Here is a 13,485-nt window from a genome sequence, read left to right on the forward strand (position 1 = left end):
TTACGTTTGGCGGGCTCAGACGGCGTTAATCCCCATCGTCGTCGTCCTCGCTGTCTTTCCTGGCGGCCGGCAGATAAATTTCCACCCGATCCCCTTCGTTTACCGGCGTATCGGGCGAACATAAACGGCCGTATATTCCGGTACGGTGGCTATCGAGGTCCAGGTAAGGAAACAGTTGCGGCAGCGGCGAGGCCAGAATGGCTTCCCGCACCGTTACCGGCCCGTCCAGCTTCATCTGGATGCAGCGGCCCTGGTCGCCGTTAACATGGGCTACGGAGAATTTCATCAATGACATCCCCCGGCGCTTTCACGGGCCAGCTCAACCGCGCTGGCGCGCAGGGTCAAACGTTTCACCAGCCTGATGCCGCTGAGCAGCATGCCCATCACCACAAATCCCCCCGGCGGCAGCAGCATCAATAAAAAGCCGCGATACCCAGGCAGCAGGTGCATTTCGAGAAAGCGGAAATGACTGCCCAGCAACAGAGACGCGCCGCTGAATAACGTCCCGCTGCCGATAATTTCCCGCACCGCGCCGACGCTGGTGAGGCCCAGGGTAAAGCCTAGACCGGTGGAGAGCCCGTCCAGCGCCGCCGGAATAGCCTTGTTGTGGGCGGCAAAGGCCTCGGCCCGACCCAGCAGGGCGCAGTTGGCGACGATAAGGGGAATAAACAGCCCCATGACCTTATGCAGATCGTGCATCCAGGCGTTCATGGTCAAATCAAGAATCGTCACCAGCGAGGCGATGATGGAGATATAGACCGGAATGCGAATCTGGCTGGGGGTGATTTTGCGCAGCGCCGACACGATAAAATTCGAACAGGCCAGCACCATGGCGGTCATCAGTCCCAACCCCAGTCCGTTGGTGGCGGTGGTGGTGATGGCCATCAGCGGACACAGGCCGAGAATCTGCACGAAGGTGACGTTATTGGTAAAAACGCCGCTGAGCATAATGTCCCGCAATAGCGGCTCAGTGCTTACGCTTATGTCCGGCGACGGCGGCCGGCCGTTTTCATCACTCATGTCACTCAGGTTCTTTTCACTCATGGCTTTTTCACTCATTGCCCCGGCTCCTGTTTACCCAGAAATTGCGCCCGGTACTGGCGATATTGCAGCAGATTCTCATGCACCCCTTTGACCACCGCCCTTGGCGTAATGGTGGCGCCGGTGAAGGCATCGAACTGACCGCCGTCTTTTTTCACATGCCATTGCTGTTCGGTGAGATTGGCCAGGGATTTGCCGTTAAAGCTTAAAATCCACGGGCTGCGGCCCAGTTCGATGGCATCCCCCAGCCCCGGTGTCTCTTTATGGCTGATGACCCGCACGCCGGTGATGGTCCCGTCGGCGGCGATGCCGGTAAGCAGCTCTATCGGCCCGCCATAGCCCTGGGTGACGCTGGTGAGAATGATTCCGCTGGGCCGGCCTTGCAGGCTGGCGCGGTAAAAATGAACCGATTGGCCGCCCATAATCAGGGACTGTTCCGCATCCGCCAGCGCATTGTCGTAGCCGGCGGCGGGGAAGACTTGCGACAGCATGCTCTGGGTGTCCTCTTTTTCACGCTGGATAATCTGCCCGTGGGTCAGCCACCAGCAGCCGGCCACCAGCAAACAGACAATCAGGGTAAACGCACCCAGTAAAAAGGCCTGGGTAAGGGGACTTTCCCGTTTCGGTAGCAATAACGTTAACCCGCGGCTTACCATGGCGGCGGCATTCATAATGATTTCTCCTTGCCGCTCACGTGGCCGTAGGCTTTTGGCTGGGTATAGTTGTCAATCAGCGGGGTCACCGCGTTCACCAGCAGCACGGCGAAGGCCATCCCCTCAGGGAAATTGCCGAAGGCGCGGATGCAATAGGTAATAAAGCCCGCCAGCGCGCCGAAAATCAGCCGGCCGCGCACGCTGCCGGGGCCGGTAACCGGATCGGTGAGGATATAGAACGCCCCCAGTATCAGTCCGCCGCTGGTGAGCTGGGCCAATGGCGGGACGATGCCGGCGGGGGAGATAAGCCAATGCAGGGTGCCGGGCACCAGGCAGCCGAGCAGCGTCGCCACCGGAATGTGCCAGCTGAACACCCGCTGCCACATCAGCCACAGGCCGCCGGCCAGCAGCAGCAAAAATGAGCTTTCCCCCAGGCTGCCGTTGCGGTTGCCCAGCAGGTTGGCCAAGAGGTCGAGGTGCTGACGGCCGCTCTCCTTGAAGCCGCCCAACAGGGTGGCGCCGGTGACGCCGTCCACCCCCAGGCGGTAAAAGGCGCCGTCGTAAAAGGCGGCGGGATCTACCCAGCGGGTCATTTCCACCGGAAAGGCAATCAATAACACCACCCGGGCCAGCATCGCCGGATTAAACAGGTTCTGTCCCAGTCCGCCATAGATATGTTTGCCGAACGCAATGGCGATGAAGCTGCCCAGGGCGCCCAGCCATAAAGGAGCATGGGGCGGCAGGCTCAGGGCCAGGATCAGGGCGGTTAATATCGCCGCGCCGTCCAGCGTATGGCCCTGGGCGTTGGGATTGAGCTTCAGGCACAGGGCTTCACAAACAAGCGCCGTCAGCAGGCAGCAAAAAATCAACAGCACCGACTGTGGACCATACTGCAAAAACGCCAGTATCACTGCCGGCAACAGGGAGAGATTCACCCGGTACATCAGCGTATCGACGCTGAGACCCTGATGGGCGTGCGGAGCGGTCAGCATGAGGGATCCTCTGGTGTCGTGGCGGCCCGGCGGGAGCGCCGTGCCGGTTTGGCGGCCAGCGCCGCCGCTTTCGCGGCCGCTTCTTTTGCCAGCCGCGCCTGCCGGTTGGCGCTGTTTTGCCGGGTACGTTCCATTTTGTCTTCTTGGCGTTTCAACAGCCGCAGCTGCTGCTGTCCCCAGTCAAAGAACTGGGTCAAGGGCAGCGCCGCCGGACAGACGTAGGCACAGGATCCGCACAGCAGGCAGGCATTCAATCCCTGCTGTTGCGCCTTGGCGAAACCGTCGTTTTTCAGTTCCGCGAAGAGAGACAGGGGTGCGAGGCTCATGGGACAGGCATCCAGACAACGGCCGCAGCGCAGGCAGGCGCTGGGCTTGGTTTGCGGTAGTTCGTCCCCGGTCAGCAGCAGCAGCCCGCTGGTGCCTTTATTGATGGGAACATCCAGGTCGTCCACGGCGCGGCCCATCATCGGTCCACCCAGCACCATGCGGGCCGGCTGGGTTTTCAGACCGCCGCATTGGCCGATAATTTCCTTGATCGGCGTGCCGATGGGCACCAGGAGATTGCCCGGCTGCTCAATGGCCCGGCCGCTGACGGTAATCACCCGGTGGGTCACCGGCTTGCCGAAGCGTATGGCATGGAAAATCGCGATACAGGTGCCGACGTTTTGCACCAGAACGCCCATTTCCGTGGAGCGGCGATTTTGCGGGATTTGCCGGCCGGTCACCGCCTCAATCATCTGTTTGGCCGAGCCGATGGGATAGAGGGAGGGCAGTATCACCACCTCGATGTGATCTTCCTGCCGGCAGAGCTCGTCAAGCCGGGCGATGGCTTCGGTTTTGTTATCTTCGATGCCGATATAGACCTGCCTGGCCTGGGTAATGGTCTGCAGATAGCGGATACCGCCGATGATAAACTCCGCCTGCTCGCGCATCAGCCGGTCGTCGGTGGTGAGATAGGGCTCGCACTCTCCGCCGTTAACGATGAGGGTTTCAATGGGATAACGCAGGCTCATCCTGATTTTATCGGCGGCGGGGAACATGGCGCCGCCCATGCCGACAATGCCCGCCTGTTCAATAAGCGACAGCATGGTTTGTGTTTCGCTGAGTCCCTCGGCGGCGGTTAACCGGGGTGCCGGCGATTGCTGGTCGGAGACCTTGATGGTGATACAGCCCTGATCGCCGGTGGTCACCGAGGTCACGACGCCGGACAGGGCGCTGTGAACCGGCGCCGACATACGCTCGCGCGCTTCGGCTATCAATTGTCCGGCGGCTACGCTCTCCCCCTCAGCCACGATGGGCACCGCGGCGGGGCCGGTATGCTGGCGTAAGGGAATAATCAGTCGGCGCGGCGTCGCCAGCGGACGAATGGCGATTTCGCGGGTCAAGGATTTATGGCTGTAAGGACGAATACCGCCATGGGGTTTCATTCTGGCGTTAAACATACGAAGCCTCGCGGATAGGAAGGCGGGGTTTGGTCGCCGTAGGCGTCAGCAGGGGATCGGCCCGCAGCTGTATCGCTTGTTGCGGACAAACGCTGAGGCAGGCGGCGCAGCCGGTGCAATCCTCGGCTAAAATACCGTGCCGCTGGCGGGGGGCGCCGATAATGGCATCGAAATTACACTTCTTCTGGCAACGGCCGCAGCCGTCGCACATCTCGGCGCTGATAAGGGCCACCATCGGCCCGTCGTCATCGCCGCCATCCACAGGCACATCCAGCAAAACGGCGATGCGTTTCGCCAGGGCCGCGCCCCCTGGCGTGCAGGCGCTCACCGGCGCCTCGCCGCGCACCATGGCCGCCGCCGCCTGTACGCAGCCGGGGAATCCGCACTGTCCGCACTGGCCGTTGGGCAGCAGCGCCGCTACCGATTCGATGCGCGGGTCTTTATCCACCTTGAAATAGAGGGCGGCGAAACCCAGCAAATAACCGATGACCATGCCAATGGCGGGAACCGCCAGAACCGGTAATATCCCATTCATCATTATCTCCTTATCCCGCCAGCCCGGCGAAACCGGTAAAGGCCAGCGCCAGGATGCCCGCGGTGATAAAATTTATCGGCGCGCCGCGAAACAGCAGCGGCGAGGAGGCGTTGCTTTGCCGCTCCCGCAGACCGGAAAAAATCACCATTACCAGGGAGTAACCCAGGGAGGAACTGAAGCCGAACACCACGCTGTGCAAAAAGCTCAGATTGTCGTCCAATACCAGCAGCGCCACGCCGAGCACCGCGCAGTTGGTGGTGATAAGCGGCAGGAAAATTCCCAGGGTGCGGTACAGGGCCGGACTCTGTTTGGCCAGAAACAGCTCCAATAGCTGCACCAGAGACGCTATCACCATAATCAGCGAGAGCAGGCGCAGATATTCCATACCCAGCGGCACCAGGATCCAGTGATAAATCATCCAGCCCAGGCCGGCGGACAGGGTGATGACAAAGGTGGTTGCCATGGACATCCCCAGCGCCGAATCCACTTTATTGGTCACGCCCATAAATGAGCACAGGCCAAGAAAGCGCGACAGAACGATGTTATTCACCAGGCCATTGGCCAAAACAATCAGCAAAATTTCTTTCATACCTTCCCCGACAGCCTTTGACGTCTTTCCGGGAGAGTATTGCGAAAGCTGTGCCATATCGCATAGAGCAAAAAATGTTCAATGATAGTGCAGGAACGTGCTTCACGCTGGCGCGCGGCGGGCGCAGGCCGGGGGCATAAGACGCGCGGGACGGGTGCGAAAGGCGGTTTTTGGGCTAAAAACCTGTGTTCAGATCAATGTTTGTCGCGGTTTTTTGTCGGTAGGTATCAAACTTGCACAATTTACATTGTTAATTGTGCTTCATGTCATCCTGTCGCGATACCTGACAAATTGTCGTGAAACGCACAGTACGTTTTTGAGCCAGATCAGGCAGGAGTTTTTATGCGTCTACCTTTATTTGATGAGACATCGCTGCTGGAAAAAACCGCCCACGCACCGACGTTGTCGGCACTGCGTCCGGGTTTGTTTTATACGGCGGTGGAGCAATCATCGGTGGCTATCTCTATTACCGACCCCCAGGCGAACATTGTCTACACCAACCTGGCTTTCCGTCAGTTGACCGGTTACAGCGAAGCAGAGCTGACCGGGATAAATCATAACCTGCTGGCCAGCCGCCAGACGCCGAAAAGAAACTATAGGGAAATGTGGAATTCCATCACCCAGGGCCTGTCCTGGGTCGGGCAACTGATCAATAAACGCAAGGACGGCAGTCTTTATCTGGCTGAGGTCAGCATCTCCCCCATCTTCAGTCCGGACGGCCAGATCGAGCATTACCTCGGCATGCACAAAGATATCAGCGACAGCTATGCCCTGATGCAGCGTTTGCGCAATCAGATGACCCTTATCGCGGCGGTGCTGAACAATGTGCCGGCGCCGGTTATCGTGCTGGATGAGCATGACAACATCGTGATGGATAATCTGGCCTATAAAACCCTGTGCGCAGATTGCGGCGGCGGGGAGCTGCTGGCGGAGCTCGGCTATCCCGCCAATAAAACGCAGTTGGCGGAGGGGGAGCGCGTTTCGCTGAATCATTGCGGCGTCACCCGCACGTTCGGCATGAGCATCTGGCCGCTGTCGGAAGTGAACGAAGAAGTCAGCCGCTTTTTTACCAATGTCGCGCCGCCCCGTACCCTGATAACCCTTATCGATGACAGCGAGCGACAGCGACAGCGCGCGCAGCAGCGTCTGGAGCAGCTTAAACACCGCCTGGCGTCCGGGAAACTGCTGGCGGCGATCCGCGAATCGCTGGATGCGGCCATGGTCCAGCTAAGCGGTCCGCTGAATATGCTGGCCGCCGCCCGGCGTTTAAATCCCAATGGCGATACGCATCCCGGACTCGATGCAGCCTGGCAGGAGGGACAACAGGCGCTGGCCCGGCTGCAGGCTTGCCGTCCGTCGCTGGAACAGGAAGAGCATGATTTCTGGTCGGTGGGGGACGTTTTGCAGGATCTGTCGGATCTTTATCAGCCGCGCATCCGCGGGCTGGGCAAGCTTAGCTGGCATTGCCGTCCGGAAATCCTGCTGGGCTGGGGACAGCGCCACCAGGTGCTGGCATCCCTGAGCCTGTGGCTGGACCGCTGCCTGACACTGGCGGGAGAGCATCCCTCCACGCCGCTTAATATTGCCATCAGCGCTTACGCCCAGGACAATGCGTTCTTTTTCACCCTGCAGGATAACCTGTCGATGCATCCGGTGCAGACCGCGGCCCAGCCGCAAACCTTCACCACGCCGGGGCACGGCATGGAGCTGCGGTTGATACAAACCCTGATCGGTAATCATCAGGGCATGATTGATATCCATACCCAGGCGGAGGGCGGTACGCATTTGACCCTTCGTCTGCCTTTGCCTGCCAAGTTGTTCAGGCATCCGGTCATAGCAGGAGAATCCTAATGAATCATCTCCCCACCTCCGAGCACGTTTCGCGGCGTTTTGATCTTTCTCAGCAGTTTACCGCGCTACATAAAATCAGCGTGGCCTTGAGCCGTTCATTGGATATGGGGCAAACGCTCCAGTCGATGATCCAGGCTTTGTATGAACACGCCTTTATGCAGTACGGCATGGTCTGCCTGTTTGACAAAACCCGCAGCGCTTTATTTATCGAAGCGATCTACGGCGCCGATAGTGAAGTGGTGAAGGGATTCAAAAATGTGCGCTACCGTATCGGCGAGGGCATTCTGGGAACGGTCATGAGCCAGCAGCGTTCGCTGGTTTTGCCACGGGTTTCGGACGATCCGCGCTTTCTCGACCGGCTTAATCTTTATGATTACAACCTGCCGTTTATCTGTGTGCCGATTCCCGGTCCCGACGGCATCCCCCTCGGGGTGTTGGCGGCGCAGCCGATGGAGCTACACGAAGACAGGCTGCCGGCCAGCACCCGGTTTCTGGAAATGGTGGCCAATCTGATTTGCCAAACCGTCCGGATGGTGGGGCACATGAGTATCGAAACCGAAGCCCTGCGCCAGGAACGGGATACCCTGCGCCGTAAGGTCAAGCATCAGTACGGCTTTGACAATATGGTGGGTAAAAGCCAGTCCATGCGGCAAATTTTCGATGTCATCCGTCAGGTGGCGAAATGGGATACCACGGTATTGGTGCGCGGCGAGAGCGGCACCGGTAAAGAGCTCATCGCCAACGCGATCCATTATAACTCGCCGCGTACCCTTGAGCCGTTCGTGAAATTCAACTGCGCGGCGCTGCCGGATACCCTGTTGGAAAGCGAATTGTTCGGCCACGAGAAAGGCGCGTTTACCGGTGCGGTGCGCCAGCGTAAAGGACGTTTTGAACTGGCCGACGGCGGCACGCTGTTTCTCGATGAAATCGGTGAAAGCAGCGCTTCTTTTCAGGCGAAATTGCTGCGCATTCTGCAAGAGGGGGAGATGGAACGCGTCGGCGGCGATACCACCCTTAAAGTCAACGTGCGGATTATCGCCGCCACCAACCGCAACCTGGAAGAGGAGGTGCGCGCCGGTCATTTTCGCGAGGATCTCTATTATCGCCTGAACGTGATGCCCATCAGCCTGCCGCCGCTGCGGGAACGGCAGGAGGATATCGTCGAACTGGCGCAATTCCTGATCGCCAAACTCGCGGCCAAGCAGGGACGTGAGCTGCGAATCAGCGACGGCGCGCTGCGTCTGCTGATGAGCTACAGCTGGCCCGGCAACGTGCGTGAGCTGGAGAACTGTCTGGAACGGGCGTCGGTGATGTCGGAGGAGGGCCTGATCGACCGCGATATCATTTTATTCAACCACAGTGAATCCGCCGCCATGTCCCCACCGGCGGCGCTCCACGGCCTGTCTCAGTCTTCGCCCCATTCGCAGTCCCAGGGGGACGGCGATATGGACGACCGGCAACGGCTTATCGCCGCACTGGAAAAATCCGGCTGGGTGCAGGCCAAGGCCGCCCGCCTGCTGGGCATGACGCCGCGTCAGGTCGCCTACCGCATCCAAATCCTCAATATCAATATGCATCGATTGTAGATAAAAAGCGTTTTCCCGCTTTCGGTTTGGGCCGGGAGCGGGGAAAATGCTATTTTACACGTATTGCGTTCTGTGGTTTATTCCGTCCCGCCAGGTTTGCTATTCGCCGGCATAGCTCGATACGGATAAAATAAAGTGTGAATATATTATCTTATATCCTGCAAAATTATATTAATTAAGTTAAGATTAATTTATATTAATTGTATTTTTTATTCGGTTATTTTTTTAAAAATACCCGGTCAAAAGTGTCTAACGGCGATAAATGCTGTTATTCTTCTTTAAATAAAAATTTCTCCAGACACCCCGGAAGATAAAGGGCCAGGTCTATTTTTTATAATTAAATAAGGTGACACCCTAAATAATTCGAGTTGCCGCCTTCCTGCAACGTGAAGCATGACGGGTATAGGCTAATAAAATTGAACCAGGTCACTAATAAGTTGAAATATGCATTCAATAGATTACTGCTGCCGAAAAATAAGCTGAACCGTTATGATTCTACCACCCACCAGCCCGGCGAAGGTTTGTTTACTTCCATGGCCGCCTATCTGCTGTTTGCCGCCTATTTTCTTATCGGCATATTCGGCCGGTTTCCCTGGAAGGCGGACGAACCTTATTCGTTCAGCATCGTCTGGAATATCATCCTGCAGGGCGAATGGCTGGTGCCTTATGTGGCCGGCGATCCTTTTTTGGAAAAGCCGCCGCTGATGTTTTGGCTCGGGGCGCTGTTCGCCAAGGCGTTGCCGGCTGCGGCGGCATACGAATCGTCCCGCCTGGCGGTGGTGCTGTGTATCGCGGTGACGGTGGGTTCGCTCTTATGGGCGGCCGCGCATCTGCATCGGGAACTGGCGCAGGAGCGGCAATACCGGGTCTCGGCGCCGCCGACGCCGGCGACATGGCGATTGAACGCGCTGGCCTTGCTGGTGGGCACGCTCGGTTTGGCGGAGCATGTGCATAAATTTACCGCTGACCTGGGCCAGATGGCCGGTGCCACCCTGGCGCTGGCGGCATTGGCGGCCGGCACCGCCCCTCGCGCCGCGCCAAGAGAAATCCAATCAGCGCCGCTGCTGCCGGGGATCCTGTTTGGCGCCGGCACGGGTATCGCTTTTCTGTCCAAGGGATTGTTGGTGGCGGGTATCGCGGGCCTGTCCCTGCTGTGCTGCCTGGCGGTATTGCCGGCTTTCCGTCGCCGCGGCGGGGTGGGGTTCTCCCTGGCCGCCCTGCTGGCGGCGCTGCCATTCGCGGTGCCTTGGCCGCTGGCGCTGTATCTGCGGGAGCCGGAGCTGTTTATGCAGTGGTTCTGGGTAAATAATGTCGGCCGATTCGCCGGTTTTACCGAATTGGGGGGCCACCATAATCCTCTGTCCAACCGCCTGCTGTCGCTGATGGCGGGCGGAGCGCCGCTGTCATTTTTGCTGCTGGCCGGTCTGGCGGCAGCCGCGGTCCGCGGGAAGGCCGGCCGCTGCCGGCGGCGGTTGTACCGCCTGTTGCGCCGCCGCCCGGCTTATGGCTCGGTAACGATCTTTCTGGCGGTAGGGCTGGTCACCTTGCTGTCCTCGGCCTCCATGCGGGATATCTACCTGCTGCCCTTGTATCCCGCCATGGCGCTGGCGGCGCTGCCCATACTGAACCGGCACGGCCGGCAGGGACCTAAAGCGCAGAAATCCGAGGCGCGTAACGCGGATATACAGAGATACGGGGCGCTGCGGGCACCAAAGGCGCAAAACCCCAAGCGGAACGGGACAGACCGGCATCTCAGGATAATGCGCGGAGTCATCAATGCCCTCTGCGCGGCGCTGTTGGCGCTTATCCTTATTACCTGGTTCCAGCTGAGCCGGTATGGCGAACCCCGCCTCCTGCGGCTGCTGTGGCCAAGGGTAATCGGGGTGTTTCCCATGTCCTTCACGCTGCAGACTTCCTGGTTGATGCAGGGGGCGGCGGCGGGATTGATTGTTCTGTGGTGGCGGGTTATCCGCGCCGGCAACGGGAACCGGGTGCTGATGTCCTGGTCCGCCGGGCTGGCAATGCTGTGGGGAACCGCGTTTTTACTGCTGATGCCGTGGTTTGATGCGGCACGCAGCTATCGCGACACCTTTCACTCCCTAACCCCCCTGGTTAGCCAGGAGCATTGTCTGGCCACCGACGGACTCGGCGAATCGGAACTGGGGCTGTTGCATTACGTCACCGGACGGGCCGGGACGCGGATCTACGCCGGCTGGTCCGGTGAAGGTGACGGTGTCACATTGAACGGGGCCTCGTTGCGCTGCAACCTGCGGCTGGTACAGGATTCATTGAAAAATCCAGGTAAAAAGCTCCCCGCTGACTGGCATGAAATCTGGCGCGGGCACCGCCCGGCCGACGGCAACGGCTTTATTCTCTACCGTCGCAACGGCTCTGACGACTAACCGCGGGCCGGGGCGACATTGCATGTTTAACAGGGGACGCGTTCTCCTTGGCATGGCAACGGGCTGACGTTTAATCGCAGAATGAGCGAGACATACGGGGCCGAATGGTTTTGTCGTATTCAAGACAATGTCGGCAAAGCGGGTTGTACAACACAGGGCCTCCAACGGGCAGCATGATCCAACTATAAGAAATATAAGCTATTAAACGCCAGAATTTCCAGGCATGGCATTTGCACCATGACAGCCATATGTCGTAATGCATAAGGCGGTTTACATGGCATCCTGTCACTCCTCAACTAATCCGGGCTGCGGCGCTTCCGGCGGAGCGGAATTAACCCCGCTCCAGGCGGATAAAATAGCGCAGCACCCCTGTTACTCCCGTTCCGCCCATCATCGCTACGCGCGCATGCATCTGGCGGTGGCCCCGGCCTGTAATCTGCAATGCCACTACTGCAACCGTAAATACGATTGCAGCAATGAATCCCGGCCGGGGGTGGTATCGGAAGTCCTGTCCCCCGCACAGGCGATTGCCAAAGCCCGCCATGTGGCCGCCGCACTGCCGCAGCTGGCGGTTATCGGCATCGCCGGCCCGGGGGATCCGCTGGCCAATATCGCCCGCACATTCAACACCCTGGAAGGGCTGCGCTCGGCTCTGCCGGATATAAAACTCTGCCTGTCCACCAATGGCCTCGCTCTGCCGGAGGTGGTGGACCGGCTGGCGGATGTCGGGGTGGATCATGTGACCGTCACGGTCAACGCACTGGACGCGGACATCGCGGCGCAAATATACCCCTGGCTGTGGTTCGACGGCGAGCGCCTGGAAGGACTGGAAGCGGCGGCGCTGCTGCTGGCGCGTCAGGAAGAGGGGATACGTAAACTGACCGCCCGGGGCATCATGGTAAAAATCAATTCGGTGCTGATTCCGGATATCAACGATCGCCACTTGCCGGCGGTTAGCGAGAAAGCGCGGGAATGGGGCGCCATGTTGCACAATGTCATGCCCCTTATCTCCCGGCCGGAGCATGGCACCGTCTTCGGTTTGCAAGGACAGCGGGAACCGAGCGCGCGGGAAGTCGCCGAGGTACGCGCCAACTGCGGAATGTCCATGCCGCAAATGGCCCATTGCCACCAGTGCCGGGCGGATGCCATCGGTATGCTGGGTGAAGATCGCAGCCAGAGTTTTCCCCTGTCGGCGATACCCCAAACCGCCGAACCCTATCTCCCGGTCATGTACCGGCGCGCGCAAATCCAGGCCGGCATCGCCACCGCCGGAGAATCCGAGTCCGCGGACGCCTGCCTGGTGGCTGTGGCCACGCGGGAAGGGGTGCTGATTGACGAACATTTCGGCCACGTACAGCGGTTCCAGATTTACAGCGCGTCCGCGGCCGGCGTAACACTCATCGGAGAGCGGTTCACCCCGCCTTTTTGCACCGATAAGTCCGAATGCGATGATGAAGTCAACCGGCATGAACAGCGGCTTGACGCGGTGGTGGCGCTGCTGGCGGATGTCTCGGCGGTTTTTTGCGCCCGCATCGGCTTAAGCCCCTGGCAGCGTCTGGAACAGGCCGGCATCGAGCCTTGCGTCTCCGGGGCCTGGCAATCGGTCACCGAAGTGATCGCGCTATGGTGGCAACAACACCGGCTGGTGCCGTCGGCCGGAAAAAATCGCATGGGGGCGGCCTGATGGTTAACCGGCCCACCGATAATCTGCTGCACGCACCGGCGGAAATCTGGCTGCGGCGGTTAATGCTAAACCATTTGCAAGGCCGGGCGCGATTCCCTGCGGATATGGGGCTGTCCCCCGCCGCTTACCGCCAACTGGCGCAGCGGGTACTGCTCGCTCCCGCCCCCCGGCCGCACAACCTGCGCCAGCAGGACGAGTTGATCGCCATGCTGCAACGCTCCCGCCGACAGGAACGCCAGGGACTGGCTGAGTGGCTGCAGCAATATATGGTACCCCGCGGCGCGCCGTTGAATCAGCTCATCGCCCGCGGCTCCCTGGGTTTTAACCATCTCTGGCAAGACCTGGGGCTATCCTCGCGAGAGGAGCTGCGGGAATTGATGACCGACTGCTTCCCCGAGCTGGTGCGAATGAACCATCGCAACATGCGGTGGAAAAAATTTTTCTACCGCCAGCTGTGCCTGGCCGACTCAGGGGAAATCAACTGCCGCTCGCCAAGCTGCGAACAATGCATTGAACAGGAAAGCTGCTTCGCCCCGGAAGACTGAGCGCCGGCTATCCCAGCGATCGCCGATCGTGCAACGAACGTGTTAAAACGTGTTAAAGGGAAACCGTGCTGATGGGGTCGAATCGGGCGTGGTTTTCCCGCCCGACCGAGCGCCCCACAGCGCGGTAAGCCCGCGTTCGCCGATCGTGCACCGAGCGTGTTAAAG

The 13,485-nt window shown here is 59.4% G+C and carries 12 protein-coding genes; 5 read left to right on the plus strand and 7 right to left on the minus strand.

The genetic code is table 11. The annotated features are described in order from the left end of the window. Positions 1 to 25 precede the first annotated feature (25 nt). The 7 genes from ACL2XO_RS14300 to rsxA are packed head-to-tail and all read right to left on the minus strand — an operon-like array spanning position 26 to position 5,252. Entirely contained in the window at positions 26 to 286 is a 261-nt protein-coding gene (locus ACL2XO_RS14300; protein ID WP_132921705.1) for an RnfH family protein, read from the minus strand. Continuing rightward, the gene (locus ACL2XO_RS14305) at positions 286 to 1,059 is read right to left on the minus strand and encodes an electron transport complex subunit E (RefSeq protein ID WP_253073600.1); all 774 of its coding nucleotides are present in this window, start codon (positions 1,057 to 1,059) and stop codon (positions 286 to 288) included. The genes ACL2XO_RS14300 and ACL2XO_RS14305 overlap by 1 nt, the downstream gene beginning before the upstream one ends. Beyond that, the gene (gene rsxG, locus ACL2XO_RS14310; RefSeq protein ID WP_243701405.1) at positions 1,056 to 1,712 is read right to left on the minus strand and encodes an electron transport complex subunit RsxG; all 657 of its coding nucleotides are present in this window, start codon (positions 1,710 to 1,712) and stop codon (positions 1,056 to 1,058) included. The genes ACL2XO_RS14305 and rsxG overlap by 4 nt, the downstream gene beginning before the upstream one ends. Continuing rightward, a complete protein-coding gene (locus ACL2XO_RS14315) occupies positions 1,709 to 2,686 on the minus strand; it encodes an RnfABCDGE type electron transport complex subunit D (RefSeq protein WP_132921704.1) in 978 nt (325 codons plus the stop codon). The genes rsxG and ACL2XO_RS14315 overlap by 4 nt, the downstream gene beginning before the upstream one ends. Continuing rightward, on the minus strand, positions 2,680 to 4,128 hold the full coding sequence (gene rsxC, locus ACL2XO_RS14320; protein ID WP_132921703.1) for an electron transport complex subunit RsxC: 1,449 nt from the start codon (positions 4,126 to 4,128) through the stop codon (positions 2,680 to 2,682). Before rsxC ends, ACL2XO_RS14315 begins: the two co-directional genes overlap by 7 nt. Further along, positions 4,121 to 4,666 (minus strand): RnfABCDGE type electron transport complex subunit B, encoded by a 546-nt coding sequence (locus ACL2XO_RS14325; protein ID WP_132921702.1) that lies wholly within the window; start codon positions 4,664 to 4,666, stop codon positions 4,121 to 4,123. The genes rsxC and ACL2XO_RS14325 overlap by 8 nt, the downstream gene beginning before the upstream one ends. A 7-nt stretch (positions 4,667 to 4,673) precedes the next feature. After that, the gene (gene rsxA, locus ACL2XO_RS14330) at positions 4,674 to 5,252 is read right to left on the minus strand and encodes an electron transport complex subunit RsxA (protein WP_132921701.1); all 579 of its coding nucleotides are present in this window, start codon (positions 5,250 to 5,252) and stop codon (positions 4,674 to 4,676) included. A gap of 342 nt (positions 5,253 to 5,594) precedes the next feature. Here rsxA and nifL point away from each other — a divergent pair, with 342 nt between their 5' ends. From nifL to ACL2XO_RS14355, 5 genes are all read left to right on the plus strand, one after another. Further along, positions 5,595 to 7,103 (plus strand): nitrogen fixation negative regulator NifL, encoded by a 1,509-nt coding sequence (gene nifL / locus ACL2XO_RS14335; protein ID WP_413724391.1) that lies wholly within the window; start codon positions 5,595 to 5,597, stop codon positions 7,101 to 7,103. Next, the gene (gene nifA / locus ACL2XO_RS14340; protein WP_413724392.1) at positions 7,103 to 8,689 is read left to right on the plus strand and encodes a nif-specific transcriptional activator NifA; all 1,587 of its coding nucleotides are present in this window, start codon (positions 7,103 to 7,105) and stop codon (positions 8,687 to 8,689) included. The genes nifL and nifA overlap by 1 nt, the downstream gene beginning before the upstream one ends. Before the next feature lie 437 nt (positions 8,690 to 9,126). Further along, on the plus strand, positions 9,127 to 11,091 hold the full coding sequence (locus ACL2XO_RS14345; RefSeq protein ID WP_413740919.1) for an ArnT family glycosyltransferase: 1,965 nt from the start codon (positions 9,127 to 9,129) through the stop codon (positions 11,089 to 11,091). 274 nt (positions 11,092 to 11,365) lie between these two features. Beyond that, the gene (gene nifB / locus ACL2XO_RS14350) at positions 11,366 to 12,775 is read left to right on the plus strand and encodes a nitrogenase cofactor biosynthesis protein NifB (protein ID WP_413740920.1); all 1,410 of its coding nucleotides are present in this window, start codon (positions 11,366 to 11,368) and stop codon (positions 12,773 to 12,775) included. Beyond that, complete coding sequence (locus ACL2XO_RS14355; RefSeq protein ID WP_413740921.1) at positions 12,775 to 13,320, plus strand: nitrogen fixation protein NifQ; 546 nt, start codon at positions 12,775 to 12,777, stop codon at positions 13,318 to 13,320. Before nifB ends, ACL2XO_RS14355 begins: the two co-directional genes overlap by 1 nt. Positions 13,321 to 13,485: the final 165 nt, after the last annotated feature.

This window comes from Sodalis sp. RH15, from assembly GCF_047324255.1.
Lineage (GTDB): Bacteria > Pseudomonadota > Gammaproteobacteria > Enterobacterales > Enterobacteriaceae > Acerihabitans > Acerihabitans ligni.

Bases quoted from the DNA above. Each gene is read 5' to 3' on its own strand.
- ACL2XO_RS14300 (WP_132921705.1), bottom strand. From the start codon at position 286: ATGAAATTCTCCGTAGCCCATGTTAACGGCGACCAGGGCCGCTGCATC.
- ACL2XO_RS14305 (WP_253073600.1), bottom strand. From the start codon at position 1,059: ATGAGTGAAAAAGCCATGAGTGAAAAGAACCTGAGTGACATGAGTGAT.
- rsxG (WP_243701405.1), bottom strand. From the start codon at position 1,712: ATGAATGCCGCCGCCATGGTAAGCCGCGGGTTAACGTTATTGCTACCG.
- ACL2XO_RS14315 (WP_132921704.1), bottom strand. From the start codon at position 2,686: ATGCTGACCGCTCCGCACGCCCATCAGGGTCTCAGCGTCGATACGCTG.
- rsxC (WP_132921703.1), bottom strand. From the start codon at position 4,128: ATGTTTAACGCCAGAATGAAACCCCATGGCGGTATTCGTCCTTACAGC.
- ACL2XO_RS14325 (WP_132921702.1), bottom strand. From the start codon at position 4,666: ATGATGAATGGGATATTACCGGTTCTGGCGGTTCCCGCCATTGGCATG.
- rsxA (WP_132921701.1), bottom strand. From the start codon at position 5,252: ATGAAAGAAATTTTGCTGATTGTTTTGGCCAATGGCCTGGTGAATAAC.
- nifL (WP_413724391.1), top strand. From the start codon at position 5,595: ATGCGTCTACCTTTATTTGATGAGACATCGCTGCTGGAAAAAACCGCC.
- nifA (WP_413724392.1), top strand. From the start codon at position 7,103: ATGAATCATCTCCCCACCTCCGAGCACGTTTCGCGGCGTTTTGATCTT.
- nifB (WP_413740920.1), top strand. From the start codon at position 11,366: ATGGCATCCTGTCACTCCTCAACTAATCCGGGCTGCGGCGCTTCCGGC.
- ACL2XO_RS14355 (WP_413740921.1), top strand. From the start codon at position 12,775: ATGGTTAACCGGCCCACCGATAATCTGCTGCACGCACCGGCGGAAATC.